Genomic DNA, 19,094 nt, shown 5'->3' on the forward strand with positions numbered 1-19,094 from the left:
TTTTTTGTATGTTTCTCCATGGAAGGCTTTGCTTTTTTTCTTTTACAATAGATTGAAAGCGTTTTTTGACAGGGGGATGGGTGAAATGATCACCAAAGATGTAAAAGAACAGCTGATCCGAATCGTCGGATCGGAAAACTTTGATGACTCCAATGCCGGCCGTCTCGTCTATTCATATGATGCGACGCCGCAGTTTCAGTCTATGCCTGATGCCGTGATTGCACCGAGGAATACAGATGAAGTATCACGAATTTTAGCGGTTTGCAGCGAACATCAAGTGCCGATCGTTCCAAGAGGATCAGGGACAAACCTGTGCGGCGGCACGTGCCCGACCGAAGGCGGACTAGTTCTTCTCTTTAAGCATATGAACCGGATTCTTGAGATTGATGAAGAAAATTTGACCGCCACAGTCCAGCCGGGCGTCATTACGCTGGATATGATCCGCGCAGTTGAAAGCAAAGGTTTGTTTTATCCGCCTGATCCGAGTTCTATGAAAATATCAACCATAGGCGGAAACATCAATGAAAATTCCGGTGGGCTCCGCGGATTAAAATACGGCGTCACCCGCGACTATGTCATTGGACTGGAGATTGTGCTCGCAAATGGAGACATCATCCGCACCGGCGGAAAACTCGCAAAGGATGTGGCCGGATACGATCTCACACGCCTTTTTGTCGGCTCAGAAGGAACACTCGGCATCGTGACAGAAGCCATCGTCAAACTCGTTCCAAAGCCGGAAACAAAGAAGACGCTGCTTGCTCTTTATGAAAATATCGATGCCGCTGCTCAAACCGTATCAGACATCATTGCCGCAAAAATCATACCCGCCACGCTGGAATTTCTCGACCAGCCTACACTTTTGGTCATTGAGGATTATGCCAAAATCGGACTTCCGACAAACGCAAAGGCCGTTCTGTTAATTGAGCAAGACGGGACGCTTGAAACCGTTGCACGGGATATGGAAAAGATTGAGGCGATCTGCAAAAAAGGCGATGCTGTTTCCGTTCAGACCGCCCAAACGGAGGAGGAAGCATTTGCCCTGACTGAAGCCCGGCGTTCTGCGCTTTCCGCCCTAGCCCGCCTCAAGCCGACGACCATTTTAGAGGACGCGACCGTTCCTCGCTCAGAAATCGCCAATATGGTAAAAGCCATTAATGATATTGCCGCCAAATACGGTATTTCCATCTGCACCTTCGGCCATGCGGGAGATGGGAACCTTCACCCGACATGCACGACAGACATAAGAAATGAGGATGAGATGGAGCGTGTCGAACAGGCTTTTGCCGAGATTTTTGAGAAAGCGATTGAACTTGGCGGCACGATTACCGGAGAGCACGGGGTCGGGACCATGAAAGCGCCCTACTTGGAGATGAAGTTGAAAAAAGAAGGCATTGCCGCGATGAAAGCGATGAAAGCGGCATTTGATCCCTGTAACATATTAAATCCGGGCAAAGTGTTTGCGAAAGACGCCAGAAAACGTGTGGTGACGGAAAGATGACAACAAATAAAGAAATGAAACAGATCCAAGATGAATTCAAAGAGCGTATGGATGAAGGCGAGCTTTTGAATTGTATGCGCTGCGGCTTCTGTCTTCCTTCCTGCCCGACCTATATCGAATCGGGTTTTCAGGAAACTCACTCTCCGCGCGGGCGCATCGCCTTAATGAAAGCCGTAGCTGACGGTATGATTGAACCGGATGAAGATGTCGAACGTTCGCTATCACTTTGCCTCGGCTGCCGCGCCTGTGAACCTGTATGCCCGTCAGGCGTGAAATACGGACAGCTGCTTGAGGAAGCCAGAGATATTATCCACCAAAATAAAAAACATTCGCTCGGCGCACGTGTCATGCGAAAGGCGGCTTTTCACGAGCTGTTTCCGCATCAAAACCGCATGCGCTCAGCAGTAAGCCTTATCGGTTTGTATCAGCGGTCAGGACTGCAAACCGCTGTGCGTAAAACCGGTATGCTTCGCGTCCTGCCTGAGCATTTGCGGACGATGGAAGCTGTTCTACCTGATGTCCCTAAAAGTAAAGACATGAAGCATCGGCCGCGTTTACTGCCGTCAATCGGCCCCATGAAAAAACGGGTCGCCTTTTTTTCCGGCTGCTTAATGGATACAATGTTTTTACCGACCAACAATGCCACACTGAAGCTGCTGCAGTTGGCAGGCTGCGACATTGTCATTCCGCCTGAACAGGCTTGCTGTGGGGCACTGCATGGTCACAGCGGTGAAAAAAACGCGGGGAAAGAGCTCGCTAAACAAAATATTGCTGCTTTTGAAGCGTTAGACGTGGATGCTGTCATTACAAACGCAGGAGGATGCGGAGCCTTTCTCACTGAATATGATCATTTGCTGAAGGATGACCCCGAGTGGTCGGAGCGGGCCACTGCATTTGTTCAGAAGCTGAAAGATTTTTCATCCGTTTTGGTTGAACTCGATTTTCATCAAATGGACTTAGCGCTCGAGACGCCCCAGGTCATTACCTATCAAGATTCATGCCATCTAAGAAATGTGATGCATACGTCGCTCGAACCCCGCCAGCTTCTTCAAAGCATCAAGGGGGCCGAATTCAGAGAAATGGAGAAAGCAGACAGCTGCTGCGGATCAGCGGGAATTTATAACATCGTGGAAGCTGAAATGTCTATGAAAATACTGGACAGTAAAATGGCTGCCGTCAAAGCAACCGAAGCGATCGTCATTGTGACAGCAAATCCCGGTTGCCTGCTGCAGATGAAGCTCGGCATTGAGCGCGAGGGACTAAGCGGTAAAGTCAAAGCCGCTCATCTGGCTGATTTGCTGCTGGAAGCAGCTGGACACAAAACATCATAAGAAAGCCCAAAACAGAAATTGTTTTGGGCTTGTTCGTTATTCCATCGGACTGCAAATTTCAATATAATGTCCATCCGGGTCAGCGATATAGGCGACCGTCTGCCCCCATGGCTTCACTTTCGGCTCCCCAATAATCGTGACACCTTGTTCTCTTACCCTTTTAATAACCTCTTCTACGTTTTCAGTGACAAATCCGATTTCAAATGTGTTTGAAGCAGATGTATCTGGAATGTCTAGCTGCGTGATTTCTCTGGCGCTTTCTCGCGTATTAAGCGCCAATATCGTAGATCCTGTTTCAAATTCGACATACGTTCCGTGTTCAGCACGAATCGGCAGTCCTAAAATATCCCGATAAAAATGAATGGCCCGCTTGCTGTCTGATACGTATAGAATAAGATATTTCATTGATAGATTCATTCCCAATCCTCCTCAACATTTTCATTAGCCCTTCTATCCCGGGATAGAAGTTTCCATCCTTAAGCTCGGATCTCTCCACATCTGCGCCCATTTTTTCACAGCCGCCACGATAATGATGAAGCCTAACAGCAGCATGATGATCGATAATACGCCATTCAATACACTGTAGCCTGCTGCTTCAGGATTGAGATACACATTGCGCACCATCCAATAGCCTGCATAATTGACAGTGACATATAAATAGGCAAGCGGGACAAGGCAGGTCAGAATGTAACGGCGTTTATCAGCGATTTTCAGCACTATAGTCGCTCCGATAATCAGCCCAACTGAAGCCATCAGCTGATTGGACACGCCAAACAGCGCCCAAATAGAACCGATTTCCCCTGAATACAGCAAATAGCCCCACATGAAGCAGGCAAGTGCGCTGGCAAATACAGAACCCGGAATCCAGTCTGTTTTCTTCAGCGGTTTATACATCTCTCCAAAGAAATCCTGGATCAAATACCGGGCAACACGTGTCCCCGCATCAATCGCTGTTAAAATAAATACGGCTTCAAACATAATGACAAATTGGAAAAAGTATGAGGCCAAATGGCTGAAAAACGGCATTCCCGTAAAAATATAAGTCATTCCCACCGCAAGCGTGACGGCTCCCCCTGTTCTTCCTTCTAAGTCCAAACCGATTTCCCTGCTCAATTCAGGCAAATGGACGACATCCATACCGAGCGTACGGAAAACCTCAGGCGTACTGTTAATCGCAAAGTAATCAGCAGGCTGCAAGGCGGTCGCTGCAATCAGCGCCATGATGCCGACAAGGCACTCGACAAGCATTGCACCAAACGCAACCGGTTTCATATCACTCCATTTATTCAGCATTTTCGGCGTCGTACCTGAACCGACAAAGGCATGGAATCCCGAGATCGCACCGCAGGCGATGGTTATTGAAATGAACGGCCAAACAGGGCCAGCCAGCACCGGACCGCCGCCTTTTACGAATTCTGTAAACGCAGGAAACGGGATGGACGGATTGACGACAAACACCCCTGCAATCAAAGCGATAAAAACACCGATTTTCATAAAGCTGCTTAAATAGTCACGCGGTGCAAGAAGCAGCCAAACGGGAAGCGCAGCTGCAAAGAACGCATAAACAGGGAGCGCTATTGCAAGCGTTTTCGTATCTAGCGTTAAAAAGTCACCGAGCGCGGTAGTCTGCACCCATGGGCCAATAAAGACTCCTGCCATTAAAAAGAGAAAGCCGATCGTTGACGCAAGCTTTAAATTTCCCGTTTTCTTATAAAATAAGCCCACGCCCATCGCAATCGGAATCGTAATCCCTACCGCAAATGTTCCCCATGGATTGCGTTCAAGCGCATGCAGCACAACCATCGACAGACCCGCCATCGTAATCGTGATAATAAACAGCATGGACAGTCCCGTACAAAATCCGGCAACAGGGCCGAGCTCGTCCTTCGCTACTTCTGACAGCGATTTTCCATTTTTGCGCATCGAGGCAAACAGCACAACAATATCATGGACGGCTCCCCCTATTACCGCCCCGATTAACAGCCATAACAACCCCGGCAAATAGCCGAACTGCGCCGCCAGAATCGGTCCGACCAACGGCCCAGCCGCTGCGATTGCCGCAAAATGATGGCCGAACGAAACCCATTTATTTGTAGGCACATAATCTTTTCCATCCTCAAGCGCGTGAGCAGGTGTTGGCTTGTCATCATTCACTTTGAGAACCTTCACCATCATAAATGTTCCGTATAAACGATAGGCGATAGCCAAAATACACATTGACGCTATCACAATTGTAACCGCATTCATTTTCTCCCATCCCCTTTGCTGTTTTTCATAAATATATCATAATTTCATGGTGAAAAGCGGTCATTTTTTCCTATACAAAAAAGCCGGCTGGAATGGGCCGGCTTGTGGCAATTAGTTTAGTTCAATGTCTCCAGATGTTGTACGAACTTTTAAACGGTTAGAGGTCCCGCTATCACCTACATAACCTACAATACGATGCTCTGATTTTTCTTTATACAAGATGTGATCGAGATTGGCCGCGGCATCACCTGAGTCTGCATGAAAATCCACTGCCAAAGATGCAGGTTCTTTCTGATACTCTACTGACACACTTCCGCTCGTAGTGACGATGTCGATCTCTTCGTTCTGATGATCCTGAAGAAGATCAATATCCCCGGAAGTTGTCTTATAGTTCACCTTTTCAGCTGTTGTGCGGCTGCTTTTTATTGATCCGCTTGTTGTCTTTACCTCACCTTGGCCGAATGAATTTTGGTCAGTTTGAATTTCTCCGCTCGTTGTTTTTAGCGTCAGCTCGTTTTCGATGCGTGTATGCTTCAGCTCAATATTTCCTGATGTAGAGTCAGCAGCTGCTTGATCCGTTTGCGCATTTCCTATCAGAATATCGCCAGAGGTTGTCGTTACAGTTATCTCATCATACTTCTTTTCCGGAATCGTGATTGTGATTTTCATATCCTTTTCGCTGCCCCACGGTATAAAAGAGATGATATTCTCGCGTGCTATTTGATTGATTTTTAATGATTTGCCATCCTGGCTCACATCGAACAGCTTTTTGCTTTTATCACTGACTTGTCCTTCAGCAGCTACCTGAATATCATCCGTTTGCCCGCTTTTGACCTCTGCATGCATCGAGCTCGTTGTTACCACAATTTTTTTAATATCTGCAGCATCATATGTTTCGGCAGCTTTCACCTCTTCTTTTGTAAAATCCGAGGCAGCTGCAGAGATGACAGCCCCGATTACCCCGACTGCAAATACTGCGATCAATCCTATTATGATTTTTTTCATGTCTGCGCCCCCGTCACCAGCTTTAAATTATATCTGATATATCGCAAACTCATGCCATACAGCAGCTTGCCTAAATGCCACAGCCCTATACACAAGAGCAGCCCCAGACTGCCAAACACGAGTGATAAAAAGAACTCCAGCATCATGTGCGTATTCATTTGAAACATCACCATGCCGACAAACATAATTGGTGATACAGAAAGTGCAAGCGCCGCCCCGCATAAACCCACGTACACTCCAAAAATGCCAATAGCTGGTCCCAGCACAAAAATCAAATTTAAGATGCTTATTGCTGCTGCTGAACATGCCATCTGAAAGAGGTTCTTCTTAGGGCGCTGCACTGCTGGAGCAGTTTCCGTGACATCTGGCACCAATTCCTTTGCTATTTGTTTTGGGGAGCCGAGTTCCCTGATGATGTCCGCTTCCGGCCTGCCTTCTTTCATCCCTTCTGTAATATGTTCTTCAAAATCAAATAAGATCTCATTCCGCTCTTCTTTAGAAAGCGGCTGTAACGCTTTACTTAACTCCTGTAAAAACTGTTCTTGATTCATCGTTCTCCTCCCCTTGCCGCATCAATGATTTGATTGACAGATGCTGTGAACTGATCCCATTCTGCCAGCAGCAGTTTCATTCGCATGAAACCAAGCTTTGACATCGTGTAATATTTTCTGGCAGGCCCTTCGGAAGACGGCGCCATATATGTTTCTAAATACTCTTCTTTCGTCAGTCTCCTGAGAAGAGGATATAAGGTGCCTTCAGCAATCGCCATGTGCCTGGAAATGTTTTGAGAAAGCTCATATCCGTATTGGTCTTTTTCGGATATTAATACAAGCACACATAGCTCTAATGCTCCCTTTTTGAATTGAGCATTCATCATAAGATCCTCCCTGCGGCTGGTCAATTTTGTTTATTTTTCCCACCACTTATCCATATGGTAACATCCACTACTGAACATTACAAGGTACTGAATGATATCTACTGACAAAAAAAGAAAAACCGGAGAGAGATCTCCGGCTTTGTTTCTCTTATGATTGTTTTTTCAGGCGGATCACATTCCAGGAAAGCGGCGTGAAATGCGCGGTTAGGCCGTTTTCGCTGACAGACGATGTTCCGTTGGAATGCGGGACGACATTTTTTCTGTTATGCTGGTTTGTCGCTTTGATATCCTGATGCTCGAGTACGATGTGCTCTGCGATTTGATAGGATTCAAAGCCTCTGAGCGAAATCTCCGTCTCCATCTGATCCTCAGCTTTGTTTACCGCAAAAATGGTGAGTGTTTCTTCCTCTTCTGAGTACACAACAGCTGCATCAACATATGGCACATCAGTAAAATCTGAGCAGTCGTACTTCGGAGAAGAAATAAGCGGTTTCAGCGACTCACCTCTTCCGTACACAGAAGCATGCATGTACGGATAGAAAATCGGCTGTCTCCATGCTTCTCCGCCTTTTTCCGTCATGATCGGCGCGATGACATTGACAAGCTGTGCAAGACACGCGATTTTCACACGGTCTGCGTGCTGCAGCATCGTAATGAGCAGAGAGCCGACCAATAAGGCATCTTCAAAATTATAAATATCCTCTAAAATAGGCCGCGCAGTAATCCACGGTTCTACTTTTTTATCAGCCTCATTTGAGTGATACCAAACGTTCCATTCATCAAGAGAGAGATTGATTGTTTTCTTGCTGCGTGTTTTTGCTTTTACATAGTCACAGGTTGCAGCGACAGATTTAATAAAATGATCCAGATCCATGGAACGGGCCAAGTAGTTTGGCAGATTGTTATCTCGGTTTCCGTAATACGTATGGAGAGAAATATAGTCGACATGCTCGTACGTATGCTCCAGTACCTTTGCTTCCCAATCGATAAAGGTCGGCATGCCGCTGTTTGAGCTGCCGCAGGCAACAAGTTCAATTGATGGGTCAACCCATTTCATGACCTTTGCCGTCTCCGCGGCAAGCCGCCCGTATTCGTCAGCTGTTTTGTGGCCAATCTGCCACGGGCCATCCATTTCGTTACCTAGGCACCATGTCTTGATGCCGTATGGCTGTTCATAGCCATGTGATCTTCTTAAATCACTCCAGTACGAGCCTTTCGGGTGGTTGCAGTATTCAACGAGATTGCGGGCAGCATCTATGCCTCTTGTGCCAAGGTTGACGGCCATGTTGACTTCTGTGTTGACCTTTTTTGCCCAAGATAAAAATTCATTTGTTCCCACTTCATTGGTTTCTGTCGTTTGCCATGCCAAGTCAAGCCGTCTTGGGCGGTTTTCTACAGGCCCGACACCGTCCTCCCAGTTGTATCCGGATAAAAAGTTTCCGCCCGGATAGCGGATGATCGGAACCTGCAATTCTTTGATCAGCGACTGGACATCCTTTCTAAACCCGTCTTCATCCGCTTCAGGGTGATCTGGCTCATATATGCCTTCGTATACCGCACGCCCCATATGTTCGATAAACGATCCATAAATCCGTTTGTCTACTTCACCGATTTTGTATTCTTTGTCTACAATCATTCGCGCTTTTTTCATCACACGTTTCCTCCCTTTTTAACCTTTGACTCCGCCTACTGTCAGGCCGGAGATAAAGTACTTTTGGAAAAACAAGAAAATGATAATCACCGGCAAAATCGCAAATACTGAGCCGGATATGAGCATGTCATAGTTGTTTCCATAAGGGCTCAGCAAGCTGGACAGCCCAATTGGAAGCGTAAACATTTCTTTCGAACGAAGCACGATCAGCGGCCATAAGAAGTTGTTCCAGCTGTTTAAGGACTGGAGGATAATCATCGCGCCGAAAGCCGGTTTCATCAGCGGCGCCATAATCCTGAAAAAGATGCCGAATTCCGTACAGCCGTCCATTCTTGCAGAGTCCAGTAGATCTCTTGGCAAACCAAGCGCATACTGCCTGAAAAAGAAAACAGCAACAGGCGAAACGATGAACGGCAATATGACACCCGTATACGAATCAATCAAATGCAGTCCGACGGTAAGCTTAAACAACGGAAGCATCATCACTTCCAGTGGAACCATCATAATAATCAGCACAAGAACAAAGATGATATTTCTGCCCTTAAAATCATAAACCGCAAGCCCGTACCCGATCATCGAAGAAAAAAACAGAGTGAGCACGGTCGTAAAAAGTCCGAGCACAAGACTGTTAAAAAACCATTTGAAATAAATGCTGCCGCCATTAAACAGAAATGTGTAGTTATCAAAACTCATCACTTTTGGATCAATATCAAGATTCAGCCCCACACGCAAAAGCTCAGATGACGGCTTTAATGATCCTAAAAGCAAACAGAAAATCGGAAAAATATACAATAGGCTCAGCATAATAAAAAACAGGGTTAGTGCGATTCTGTAAACGCTAAACTGAGGACTGTGCCGCAACATTTATCCCTCCCCCTTAAACGAGCCTGACAGCTTTAATGAAATCAGGCTGACAACAAGTATCACAATCAAAAGCACAATGCCGATGGCCGCTCCGTATCCCATTTCGTTGTAGGCAAGCCCCTGCTGATACAAATATCCGACAAGCGTCAGACCGATATTACCCGGGGAATTATTTTGCCAAAGGACGTAGCTTTCCTCAAACATCCTGAATCCGCCGATGATACTGATGGTCAGCACATATACGGTTACTGGCTTGAGAAACGGCAGCGTAATGTGCCGGAATTTTTTCATCGTATTCGCGCCGTCAATATCGGCGGCTTCGTACAGCTCTTTCGGCACATTTTGCAAACCGGCCAAAAAGTAAAGGATGTTGATTCCCATCCATCTCCACGAAGCAAGCAGCACCATTAAAAACATGCCGGTATGCTCATTGTTCATCCAGTTCTGAGGTAAAAAGCCAAGTTTAAGTAAGATGGAATTGGCCAGCGATGTTTCCATTTCTCCGAAGATCAGCCGAAAAATGATCCCCGCCACAATTGTAGAAGTCAATGCCGGAATGAATAGCGCTGATTTGAATATATTTCTGAATTTGACCAGCTTTGAATTCAGGAATATGGCCAGAAGCAATGGAACAGGAATCAGCACAATCAGCGTCCAAAAGGTGTATTCCAGCGTATTCCAAAGGGCGGTATAGAACGTCGGGTTGTTTAGTGCTGTATAATTAGACAATCCGACAAACGACACCTCTCCCGGCAAAATTCTTTGAAAGCTCATGATGAAGACACTAATGATGGGGTATAGAAAAAATACGAGAAAGGATAAAACAAATGGCGCAGTAAACAGATAAGGCGCCGCTTTTTTCGAATAAAATAATTCTCGCCAGCCTGATTGTTTCTCAGCTGAAGGAACGGGATGAACCGTTCCCGTTTTCACAGGTTTCATGAGAACCTCCCCGCTTTCACTTTTTGAATGGGATTCTATTTCTGTTTCAGTTCACCTGCCGCTCTGTCCAAGGCTTGTTTAGGCGTTTTTTGCTGAGATTTAAGTGCGTCGAACAATACACTTCTGTTGACAAGGTCTGAAGCCTTGGCAAAATCCTCATGTAAATATATCGGATTGATTTCATCCTTGATATCGAGCAGCATAGAAAAAATGCCTGTTCCGTTTTGGAAGTAATCCGTGTATTTGTTTTTCTCTTTCAATTCCTTTGAGCTCCAGACATCCCAGCGAAGCGGGTCAAACCCGAGTACGCTCCAAAGCTTTTTGTTTCCTTCTTTAGAACCCTTCGCAAAAGCCAAAAACTCTTTTGCTAACTCAACATGCTTGGATTGCTTCGGTACAACAGTTGCCGTACCGCCCAAACCTGCCGAACGGTCGCCTCCCTCTTTCCATGCCGGAAGCGGCCGGATGGCAATCTTCCCTTTCAGATCAGGCATATAATCTATGAATCTTCCCATATACCAAATCGGCATCAGAACCGACGCTGCTCCGCCTTGGTTCATAAAGCCGTAATATTCTTCACTATGATGCCCGCCGCCTGGTGCGGCAATCATCGTTTTATCATTAATCATGTCCTTTAAATATTGAAGTGTTTTTACATTGGTGTCATTATTGAGGATCAGCTTGCCATTTTTATCAAAATAGCCTGAGTTTTGCTGTGAAATCATGGATAAGAACGTTCCCGAATCATTTGTTTCCACCGTTCCCATCGGCTTTCCGGTTACTTTGCGCACTTTCTGCCCGGCTTTATGGTAATCATCCCATGTTTTAATATCATCGGGATCGACGCCGGCTTTTTTCATAACATCCATGTTATAAAACATCACTGTCGTCCCTACATGCGTATCCAGCCCGTAAAGCTTGCCATTTTTGCTGTACAGGGTAAGCCGTGCCTCAACGAATTTATCGCGGTCCTTTTCAATCAGCGGAGTCAAGTCGGCAAGCGGGATATCAGAGCCCTTCAAAAAGTTTGAAAAACGAGCCAATTCGACATCGGCAATATCAGGGACACCTTCTCCCGCGATTAAGGAGATAGACAAATTATCGTGCATTTGCCCATATGGATAAACGACCGTATTCAGTTTAATTTTGCGGTCAGGATATTTTTTGTTCCATTCCTTCACCATTTCCACATAAAATTGCTCATGAAGTCCGTTAAATGTCCAAAAGGTCAGTTCGGTTTCACCCGATTTCCCGGATGATCTTTCTGCTGAACACCCAGCAATGCATAATGTCAGCAGCAGCATGAGCACAAGAAAACAGGCAGTCATTTTTTTCATTTGCGTTACCCCTTCCATTCGAGGTGCGGGCTATTCATATAGACCATGATTGATCAGCGTCTTGTTTTCATTGATGATTCTTAATCCGGTGCAGCGGTCTCTTAAGGTGTGCGCGTGTCTGAAGGCATTCTTGACGGAATCCTGCCCGACACCGATTTCGTCAAAAAACGCAGGGCCTCCGGCTGATCTCAGCCAATTGGCCAATACTTCTCCTTCTGGGAGCGTTTCATAAGCCGATTGAATGGCTTGCCGCTGGCGCGGAGAAAATTCGTTCAGCCCGTCATCCTGGGCGAGCTTTCTGTATGTGTCAGTTAATAACACAGCGGCACAGCCCACCTTTGCCCCATGGAGAATCTGAGGCCGATTTTTCTCCATTAATTCCATCTCAATCCAATGGGAAATATGATGCTCTCCCCCTGATGCCGGGCGGGAATGATCTAAAGCCAGCATGACAAGCCCCGACACAATTAAAGATTCCATTAAAACCTGTATGCCTGTTTCCGTTTTCATCGCAATGTCTTCTGTGTGTTCGATACAGGCATCAAGTGCCTCCTGAACGATCTTAGCCCCTGCTGGCGAATAAGGCTCGCCGGCAAGATGGCGGGATATTTCCCAATCAGCTAAAGACGTTATTTTACCGAGCATGTCGCCAAATCCAGCCGCCACCATTGACTGGGGTGCCGTTTTTAATAGATCCAGATCAGCGAACAGCGCACACGGAGCCTTCGTTTGGATGGTTGTTTTCGTACCGTATAAAATAAGCGGCGCTCCGGCTGATGTAAAACCGTCTACAGATGGGGCAGTCGGATAAGAAATAAACGGCAAATCCCTCTGAAACGCTGAGAAGCGCACAATATCATGAATCGTGCCCGAACCGACTGCGATCATGACATCCGTTGTTTTTTTCATATGGATCAGTACATGGATGAGAGACCGTTCATCAGCCGTCACATCTCCGGCTTCATTTTCCGGAATGATCAGGCACTCGGCCTGGAATCCTTCTTGATTCAAGCGGTCTTCCAAATCAATTCCTGCAATGCGATGTGTATTCGAGTCGCAGACTAGGACGATCTGTTTGTGTTTTTTTCTTTTTACATACTCTAAAAGCGAATCGGCTGCTTGTTTTTCGAGAGCAATTTCTTCCATTTCGATAGGAAACGTCTTTTCTCCGGCTTGTTCAAAAGCACGCTGAACGTCAGCTGCGATACGATTCATAACAGAATCCCCTCCTCAGCTAATTTGGTTACATCCTTAATAGACTCCAGCACATAATCCGGTGTGTACAAACGCTGTTCACCCGGTTTCGCAGAACCAGTAAGCACTAAGGCGCTTTTCATGCCATAAAGCTTCCCCATCGCAATGTCTGATTCAATGCTGTCTCCGATAATCATGCATTCATGTGCGGACAGCCCCATTGCTGTACATGCAGCCTCCGCCATCAGCCATGACGGCTTTCCTACAACAAGCTCCGTTTTCGCTTGAGCGGAAGCCTCTATCGCCCCAATCATTCCGGCCACATCGATGGCATTGCCGTCTTCATTTGGAAAAGAGCGGTCTTTGTTCGTAGCAATGATACGAGCTCCGCCTGCGGCCGCTTGAAAGGCTTGATTTAAATCTTTGTATGTGAGCGTTTCATGAAGGGAGATCACGAGCCAATCCGCTTCCTTCGGTTCGTTCGCGTGCTGCACGCCGGCCAGCCTCAGCTCGTCAACCAAGCCTTGTTCTCCAAGCACCCACACCTTTGCAAAACGATAATGGTTTTTCAGAAAAGCTGCTGTGACACTTGACGACAGAACAATATCGCTTACATCCGCCTCTATCCCCGCGCCGAGAAGCTTTTTTCTGCACATGGCACGGGAGATATTCCCCCGATTGCTCAAAAAGACGATTTTCTTCCCCATTTCTCGGAGTGTATTGATCGCTTCTCTTGCCCCTTCAATCAATTCATTTCCTCTGAATACAGTACCGTCCAAGTCAATCAGAATGCCGGCCGGTGACACAGCGGAATCATGACTGGCCATAATACGCATTTGCTCCGTGTTTTCGATAAAAATGCTTTTCATGAAGGACTGTATTAATTGGATTTACATCCTTGTTCAACATAATGGAGTGATAGGCCATTTCCGCAACCGTTTCTAATACAACGGCGTTATGAATGGCATTTAAGGCGTCCGTGCCCCAGCAGAACGGGCCGTGATTATTCACAAGCACACCCGGAACCTGTTCGTAGTTATGATGCTGAAAGGTTTCCGTTATGACTTTTCCTGTATTCAGTTCGTAGTCATGAATGATTTCTTCATCGTACATTTCTCTTGTACACGGAATCGCACTGTCAAAGTAATCAGCATGGGTCGTGCCTAAAGGCGGTATGTCTCTGCCCGATTGCGCCCAGCTTGTTGCCCATTGGGAATGGGTATGGACTATTCCCCCGATGTTCGGAAAGGCTTTGTACAAATAAACATGAGTAGGTGTATCTGATGAAGGCTTGAGCGAACCTTCGACGACCTCTCCTTCAAGATTCAAAACAACCAAGTCATCAGCTGTCAGGTCGCTGTATTCGACTCCGCTTGGTTTGATGACAATTCTTTCTTTTTCACGGTCAATACCGCTGACATTTCCCCACGTAAAGGTTACCAGCTGATGCTCTTGAAGCTTCAGGTTGGCAGCCAGCACTTCTTTTTTTAATGTTTCAAGCATGCTCCATCACCCTTTATGAATTCTTTTTGGCGGCAGATGAAAATTGAAGATTTTTAATTGTTTTCATACGTTTCATGACATGGTTTTCTTTTCCGAAGTAGTGAACAAGCTCTTTATATTCAGCGTACAATTTTTCATACACCGCAGCGTTTTCGGCGTTTGGCGTATAAGAAATATCTTTCAGTTTTCCCATGTGCGCCGCTGCCTCTTTGATGTCGTCGTATCCGCCGTTTTCTTTACCGGCAGCAAGCGCGCCGAAAATGGCAGATCCTAAGGCAGGGGCTTGCGGGGAACCAGAGATTTTAATGTCCATGTTTGTCACATCCGCATAAATTTGCATGACAAACGGGTTTTTCTCAGCAATTCCGCCAGCTGCGTACAGCTCCTCAATCGGAACCCCGCTTTCTTTGAACGTTTCGATAATCATCCGGGTTCCGTAAGCCGTCGCTTCAACTAATGCTCTATACATCTCTTCAGGCTTCGTCAGCAGCGTCATGCCAAGCAGCATCCCAGTTAAATCAGCATCAACAAGGGTTGAACGGTTTCCATTCCACCAATCTAAAGCAAGCAGGCCGCTTTCACCTGGCGCTTGAAGGTTTGCCTTCTCACTCAGCAGCTCATGAACGCCAATGTTTTTTTCCTCTGCTTCCTCTCGATACGCTTGCGGGACACATGTTTTTACAAACCAGTCAAAATGATCGCCAACACAGGACTGCCCGGCTTCATATCCCGCGTAGCCCGGGAGAATTCCGTTGTCCACAACACCGCACATACCCGGCACGATATGTACCTCTTCGCCCAGAAGAACATGGCACGTTGAAGTTCCCATAATCATCAGCATTTTTCCTGGCTCTGTGATGCCGACCGCTGGCACGGAAACATGAGCATCAACATTGGCAACCGCAACAGCCGTACCTGGAAGAAGGCCTGTAAGCTGTGCCATTTTTTCAGTCAGTCCGCCGGCTTTTTCCCCTACCGAATGAATAGAACCCGCTAATTTGTCATTTGTAATCGTTTTCATTAAAGGATTTAATTTGCCAAAGAAATCTTCTGACGGATACCCCGCTTTTTCACTCCAAATTGCTTTATACCCTGCAGTACAGTTGCTTCGCTTAAGCGAGCCGCACAGCTGGTACACGATCCAGTCTGCAGCCTCGATAATCCGGTCAGCCGCTTCATAAATGTGAGGCGCTTCTTCGGCAATCTGCATGACCTTCGGAATCATCCATTCTGATGAAATTTTTCCACCGTACCGCTGTAAAAAAGCTTCTCCTTCTTCTTCCGCGATTTGATTGAGCCGATCAGCATGCTTTTGGGCCGCATGATGCTTCCAGAGCTTCACATAGCTGTGCGGCTCCTCTTCATATTCCGGCAGCATGCATAACGGCTGCCCTGTACTGTCAACTGGCAGGATCGTACAAGCCGTAAAATCAATACCGATCCCGATAATGTCTTTCGGTTCAACGTCCGTCTGTTCGAGTAAAGACGGAATGGTTGTTTCCAAGACTTCAAGGTAATCAGCCGGATCCTGCAGCGCCCAGTCCCGCGGCAGCTTATGACCCGTTTTTGGAAGGACTGTATCAATGACCGCATGCCTGTATTCTTTCACAGCAGACGCCAGTTCCTCCCCTGTTTCGACATGAACGAGCACCGCTCTTCCTGATAAAGTTCCAAAATCAACCCCTATTGTGTAAGCCAAGTGACATCCCCCTCTCTACTTTTGAAGCCGGTAAAGCGCCTCGTTCCATTTTAATTCGTGTTTCAGCTTGTGAATTGTCGTATCACGGGAAATGAGAACACTTTCGATGCCCGCCATTTCCGCCCAATCGAGCATTTGCTCCACTGTCAGTTCATAAGACAAGCAGGTGTGGTGTGCGCCGCCGGCTAAAATCCATGCCTCCGCCGCTGTTTTCAATGACGGCTCCGGCTTCCAGAGAACACGGGCCACCGGCAGATTCGGCATGTCTTTTTCAATTTCCTGTCCGTTGACCTCATTCAAAACAAGACGGAAACGCCCACCAATATCAACAAGGCTTGCTTGAATGGCTGAACCGCTGATGCCGTTAAATACAAAACGTGCAGGGTCCTCTTTTCCGCCGATAGAAAGCGGATGAACCTCAATTTTCGGCTGATCCAAAGCGACAGTCGGACACACTTCAAGCATGTGCGAGCCCAGAATCATTTCATTTCCCGGTTCAAAATGATACGTATAATCTTCCATGAAGGACGTTCTTTTTCCTTGAGCCATGATTTTCATCATCCGTACAAGAGCCGCTGTCTTCCAATCTCCTTCACCTGCGAACCCGTAGCCTTTCTCCATCAGGCGCTGAACGGCAAGTCCCGGCAGCTGTTTCATTCCGTGCAGCACTTCAAACGATGTCGTAAAAGCTGAGTATCCGCCTTGTTCAAGGAATGCGGTTAAGCCAAGTTCAATTTTCGCCTGTTCTTTAATCGACGCTACCTTTGCTTCGTCGCGTTTTGTTTCCTCGCTGATGACATAAAGCCTGTCATACTCCGCATAAAGCGTGTCCACCTCGTCGTCCGTAATTCGGTTCATCACTTCAACAAGGTCTCCGATGCCATATCCGTCAACTTGCCAGCCAAATTGAATATGCGCCCCCACCTTGTCTCCGTCCGTTACCGCGACGTGACGCATGTTATCTCCGAATCTGGCAACCTTAATATGTCGGCTTTCATTTAATGCAGCCGCCGTATCCATCCACTGTGAAATCTCTTTCTTCACTTCTTCATCATCCCAGTAACCGGCAACGACTTTTCGGCTCAGCCCCATTCTCGAGTTGATGTAACCATACTCACGATCGCCATGTGCGGATTGGTTGCTGTTCATAAAATCCATGTCAATCGTACCCCACGGAATATCGCGATTATATTGAGTATGCAGATGCATAAGCGGTTTTTGATAAGAAGAAAGGCCTTCTATCCACATTTTCGCGGGAGAAAATGTGTGCATCCATGTAATGATGCCCGCGCATGTCTCACTGTACTCCGCTTCTCTTAACAGTTGTCTGATGGTTTCCGATGAAGTGACGACAGGCTTGTGAGTGATTTTATATCTAGAAGAAACCCCGCTAAGCCTCTCACAAATGCTTTTCGCATGCTGATCGACCAGTTCCAGAGTCTCTTCCCCGTATAGGTGCTGGCTTCCTGTTACAAACCAGAATTCATAATCCTTTGTCTGAAGCATGTAAACTGCCCCTTTCTTCCTATAGTAAAACGCTTTCAATTATCCAAACAGATACGGACTAATAACAAAAAATAAACTATTTTCAATCAATTTGTACGAACAACTTTATTATATTAGTAGGTTTATTTACTGTCAATCATTTTTGTATTCTTTTACAAAAAGAAATGATTCGTTACTAGGTTTTCAGGTAAAAAAACGTGTTCTTAAGAACTACGATTGTTCTGTCAATCAATCTTCCGATTCGTTTTTCCATTAGAAAAAGCCCTGATGTATCAGGGCTAAACAAAGATGATAAGATGTGCATGATTAAGCTTTCTCTTAATAAGACGGCCAGCCTGAGCTCCAATTCAAATCATTGATTAACATCTTTGGAGTGCCGTTGTCTTTTGCATCATAAGCATGACGCACGAGTATGTTCCCGTTTACGATATCCTGTCCGCCCGGCCCTTTCCACTGTTCATTGCCGGCATCAAGAATTGTACCTCCTCCGTCCATCATGCTTCTACCGTTTCTGTCTACATAAGGACCTGTAATATTTTTTGATCTGCCGTAAGCAATTTTGTACGTACTATTTACGCCTTGACAGCATTTATCGAATGAAACCATTAAGTAATAGTAGCCATTATTGTATGTTAATGTAGGGGCTTCCAGAGCGCCGCCGTTATTTGGTCTGGCTGCTATTGAATATAATGAACCGGTGGGTTTCATTGTATCTTTATTTAATTTTGTTAATTTAATGCCACTCCAAAATGAACCAAATGCTAGCCAAGGGTTTCCATCTTTATCAATAGTTAATTCAGGATCAATGGCATTGTAATTATTGGCACTTGTCGACCGAGTAACAAGTCCCTCATCCTTCCAGCTGCCCGAACTGAGACTTGTAGTTGAAGCAAGCCCAATTAAAGAGGTATTGCTGCCAAATGAAGAAACTGAATAGTAAAGCCAGTACTTTCCGTTATAGTATGTCACATCCGGTGCCCATTGGTTTCGTTCGTAATTAGGCACATATTGCTTCCACCAAGATAAAGGACTAGTGAAAATTGACTTTTGAACCCTCCATACTCCGTTACTGTCCGCTTTTAGAACACGTAATCCGTTTTCCTCAGCAAGACCTGTCCCAAAAGCATACCAAGTATTCCCTTCTTTTGCCATTGTCGGATCATGCAGAAGCTCGTTCGATGCCCCCCAAAAAGCCGCTGATGCCGGTAAAGCGGACAACATTACAGCACCAGCTGTTAAAGCTGCACAAGAAAAACGCAATAATCCAGAAAACGCTTTCTTTTTCATATTCATCAAATCCCCCTTTTTTGGAATATAGAAAACTTGTCTATCATCCAGACTAGCACAAATTTTCTATATATATCCTTATTGTAGAGTTGCTTATTGAATTTGTACAGACAAAAAAATAGAATCCGCCTTTTACAGCGGATTCTGATGGTT

The 19,094-nt window shown here is 46.1% G+C and carries 18 protein-coding genes; 2 read left to right on the forward strand and 16 right to left on the reverse strand.

Features of this window, described 5'->3' with window-relative positions; translation table 11 throughout:
- Positions 1–85: 85 nt before the first annotated feature.
- The gene (glcD, locus tag AC0C66_RS07010) at positions 86–1,498 is read left to right on the forward strand and encodes a glycolate oxidase subunit GlcD (RefSeq protein ID WP_472973516.1); all 1,413 of its coding nucleotides are present in this window, start codon (positions 86–88) and stop codon (positions 1,496–1,498) included.
- Positions 1,495–2,829 carry a (Fe-S)-binding protein gene (locus AC0C66_RS07015; protein WP_472973517.1) on the forward strand — a complete coding sequence of 445 codons (1,335 nt, stop codon included), beginning with the start codon at positions 1,495–1,497 and terminating at the stop codon, positions 2,827–2,829. The genes glcD and AC0C66_RS07015 overlap by 4 nt, the downstream gene beginning before the upstream one ends.
- Before the next feature lie 36 nt (positions 2,830–2,865).
- On the opposite strand, the gene AC0C66_RS07020 is transcribed toward AC0C66_RS07015, so the two are convergent.
- From AC0C66_RS07020 to AC0C66_RS07095, 16 genes are all read right to left on the reverse strand, one after another.
- Positions 2,866–3,234, reverse strand: coding sequence for a VOC family protein (locus tag AC0C66_RS07020; protein ID WP_236827595.1), 369 nt, complete (start codon positions 3,232–3,234; stop codon positions 2,866–2,868).
- On the reverse strand, positions 3,149–3,337 hold the full coding sequence (locus AC0C66_RS07025) for a hypothetical protein (protein ID WP_072182839.1): 189 nt from the start codon (positions 3,335–3,337) through the stop codon (positions 3,149–3,151). Before AC0C66_RS07025 ends, AC0C66_RS07020 begins: the two co-directional genes overlap by 86 nt.
- The gene (gene cstA, locus AC0C66_RS07030; protein WP_472973518.1) at positions 3,280–5,076 is read right to left on the reverse strand and encodes a carbon starvation protein CstA; all 1,797 of its coding nucleotides are present in this window, start codon (positions 5,074–5,076) and stop codon (positions 3,280–3,282) included. Before cstA ends, AC0C66_RS07025 begins: the two co-directional genes overlap by 58 nt.
- Before the next feature lie 111 nt (positions 5,077–5,187).
- Positions 5,188–6,081, reverse strand: a complete 894-nt coding sequence (locus AC0C66_RS07035) for a DUF4097 family beta strand repeat-containing protein (RefSeq protein WP_472973519.1) — start codon at positions 6,079–6,081, stop codon at positions 5,188–5,190.
- Complete coding sequence (locus AC0C66_RS07040) at positions 6,078–6,632, reverse strand: HAAS signaling domain-containing protein (RefSeq protein WP_061186733.1); 555 nt, start codon at positions 6,630–6,632, stop codon at positions 6,078–6,080. Before AC0C66_RS07040 ends, AC0C66_RS07035 begins: the two co-directional genes overlap by 4 nt.
- A complete protein-coding gene (locus AC0C66_RS07045; RefSeq protein WP_003222447.1) occupies positions 6,629–6,955 on the reverse strand; it encodes a PadR family transcriptional regulator in 327 nt (108 codons plus the stop codon). Before AC0C66_RS07045 ends, AC0C66_RS07040 begins: the two co-directional genes overlap by 4 nt.
- A 151-nt stretch (positions 6,956–7,106) precedes the next feature.
- Positions 7,107–8,609 carry an alpha-L-arabinofuranosidase AbfA gene (gene abfA / locus AC0C66_RS07050; RefSeq protein ID WP_003222445.1) on the reverse strand — a complete coding sequence of 501 codons (1,503 nt, stop codon included), beginning with the start codon at positions 8,607–8,609 and terminating at the stop codon, positions 7,107–7,109.
- Positions 8,610–8,627: 18 nt separating this feature from the next.
- Positions 8,628–9,473, reverse strand: a complete 846-nt coding sequence (araQ, locus tag AC0C66_RS07055) for an arabinose ABC transporter permease AraQ (RefSeq protein WP_003222443.1) — start codon at positions 9,471–9,473, stop codon at positions 8,628–8,630.
- Positions 9,474–10,415, reverse strand: coding sequence for a carbohydrate ABC transporter permease (locus AC0C66_RS07060; protein ID WP_461845641.1), 942 nt, complete (start codon positions 10,413–10,415; stop codon positions 9,474–9,476).
- A 35-nt stretch (positions 10,416–10,450) separates the two neighbouring features.
- Positions 10,451–11,752, reverse strand: a complete 1,302-nt coding sequence (locus tag AC0C66_RS07065; RefSeq protein ID WP_072182834.1) for an ABC transporter substrate-binding protein — start codon at positions 11,750–11,752, stop codon at positions 10,451–10,453.
- 30 nt (positions 11,753–11,782) lie between these two features.
- On the reverse strand, positions 11,783–12,967 hold the full coding sequence (gene egsA / locus AC0C66_RS07070; RefSeq protein WP_072182833.1) for a sn-glycerol-1-phosphate dehydrogenase: 1,185 nt from the start codon (positions 12,965–12,967) through the stop codon (positions 11,783–11,785).
- Entirely contained in the window at positions 12,964–13,782 is an 819-nt protein-coding gene (araL, locus tag AC0C66_RS07075; protein WP_072182852.1) for a sugar-phosphatase AraL, read from the reverse strand. The genes egsA and araL overlap by 4 nt, the downstream gene beginning before the upstream one ends.
- A complete protein-coding gene (gene araD / locus AC0C66_RS07080) occupies positions 13,760–14,449 on the reverse strand; it encodes an L-ribulose-5-phosphate 4-epimerase (protein WP_461845642.1) in 690 nt (229 codons plus the stop codon). Before araD ends, araL begins: the two co-directional genes overlap by 23 nt.
- A gap of 13 nt (positions 14,450–14,462) precedes the next feature.
- Positions 14,463–16,148, reverse strand: a complete 1,686-nt coding sequence (gene araB / locus AC0C66_RS07085) for a ribulokinase (RefSeq protein WP_461845643.1) — start codon at positions 16,146–16,148, stop codon at positions 14,463–14,465.
- Between the two features lie 15 nt (positions 16,149–16,163).
- Positions 16,164–17,654 carry an L-arabinose isomerase gene (gene araA, locus AC0C66_RS07090; RefSeq protein WP_472973520.1) on the reverse strand — a complete coding sequence of 497 codons (1,491 nt, stop codon included), beginning with the start codon at positions 17,652–17,654 and terminating at the stop codon, positions 16,164–16,166.
- A 318-nt stretch (positions 17,655–17,972) separates the two neighbouring features.
- Entirely contained in the window at positions 17,973–18,941 is a 969-nt protein-coding gene (locus AC0C66_RS07095) for a glycoside hydrolase family 43 protein (RefSeq protein WP_061186797.1), read from the reverse strand.
- Positions 18,942–19,094: the final 153 nt, after the last annotated feature.

This window comes from Bacillus sp. VA13 (assembly GCF_055710085.1).

What these genes read in the sequence shown, in the direction of transcription:
- glcD (WP_472973516.1), top strand. Translation starts at nt 86, where the DNA reads ATGATCACCAAAGATGTAAAAGAACAGCTGATCCGAATCGTCGGATCG.
- AC0C66_RS07015 (WP_472973517.1), top strand. Translation starts at nt 1,495, where the DNA reads ATGACAACAAATAAAGAAATGAAACAGATCCAAGATGAATTCAAAGAG.
- AC0C66_RS07020 (WP_236827595.1), bottom strand. Translation starts at nt 3,234, where the DNA reads ATGAAATATCTTATTCTATACGTATCAGACAGCAAGCGGGCCATTCAT.
- AC0C66_RS07025 (WP_072182839.1), bottom strand. Translation starts at nt 3,337, where the DNA reads ATGGGCGCAGATGTGGAGAGATCCGAGCTTAAGGATGGAAACTTCTAT.
- cstA (WP_472973518.1), bottom strand. Translation starts at nt 5,076, where the DNA reads ATGAATGCGGTTACAATTGTGATAGCGTCAATGTGTATTTTGGCTATC.
- AC0C66_RS07035 (WP_472973519.1), bottom strand. Translation starts at nt 6,081, where the DNA reads ATGAAAAAAATCATAATAGGATTGATCGCAGTATTTGCAGTCGGGGTA.
- AC0C66_RS07040 (WP_061186733.1), bottom strand. Translation starts at nt 6,632, where the DNA reads ATGAATCAAGAACAGTTTTTACAGGAGTTAAGTAAAGCGTTACAGCCG.
- AC0C66_RS07045 (WP_003222447.1), bottom strand. Translation starts at nt 6,955, where the DNA reads ATGAATGCTCAATTCAAAAAGGGAGCATTAGAGCTATGTGTGCTTGTA.
- abfA (WP_003222445.1), bottom strand. Translation starts at nt 8,609, where the DNA reads ATGAAAAAAGCGCGAATGATTGTAGACAAAGAATACAAAATCGGTGAA.
- araQ (WP_003222443.1), bottom strand. Translation starts at nt 9,473, where the DNA reads ATGTTGCGGCACAGTCCTCAGTTTAGCGTTTACAGAATCGCACTAACC.
- AC0C66_RS07060 (WP_461845641.1), bottom strand. Translation starts at nt 10,415, where the DNA reads ATGAAACCTGTGAAAACGGGAACGGTTCATCCCGTTCCTTCAGCTGAG.
- AC0C66_RS07065 (WP_072182834.1), bottom strand. Translation starts at nt 11,752, where the DNA reads ATGAAAAAAATGACTGCCTGTTTTCTTGTGCTCATGCTGCTGCTGACA.
- egsA (WP_072182833.1), bottom strand. Translation starts at nt 12,967, where the DNA reads ATGAATCGTATCGCAGCTGACGTTCAGCGTGCTTTTGAACAAGCCGGA.
- araL (WP_072182852.1), bottom strand. Translation starts at nt 13,782, where the DNA reads ATGCGTATTATGGCCAGTCATGATTCCGCTGTGTCACCGGCCGGCATT.
- araD (WP_461845642.1), bottom strand. Translation starts at nt 14,449, where the DNA reads ATGCTTGAAACATTAAAAAAAGAAGTGCTGGCTGCCAACCTGAAGCTT.
- araA (WP_472973520.1), bottom strand. Translation starts at nt 17,654, where the DNA reads ATGCTTCAGACAAAGGATTATGAATTCTGGTTTGTAACAGGAAGCCAG.
- AC0C66_RS07095 (WP_061186797.1), bottom strand. Translation starts at nt 18,941, where the DNA reads ATGAAAAAGAAAGCGTTTTCTGGATTATTGCGTTTTTCTTGTGCAGCT.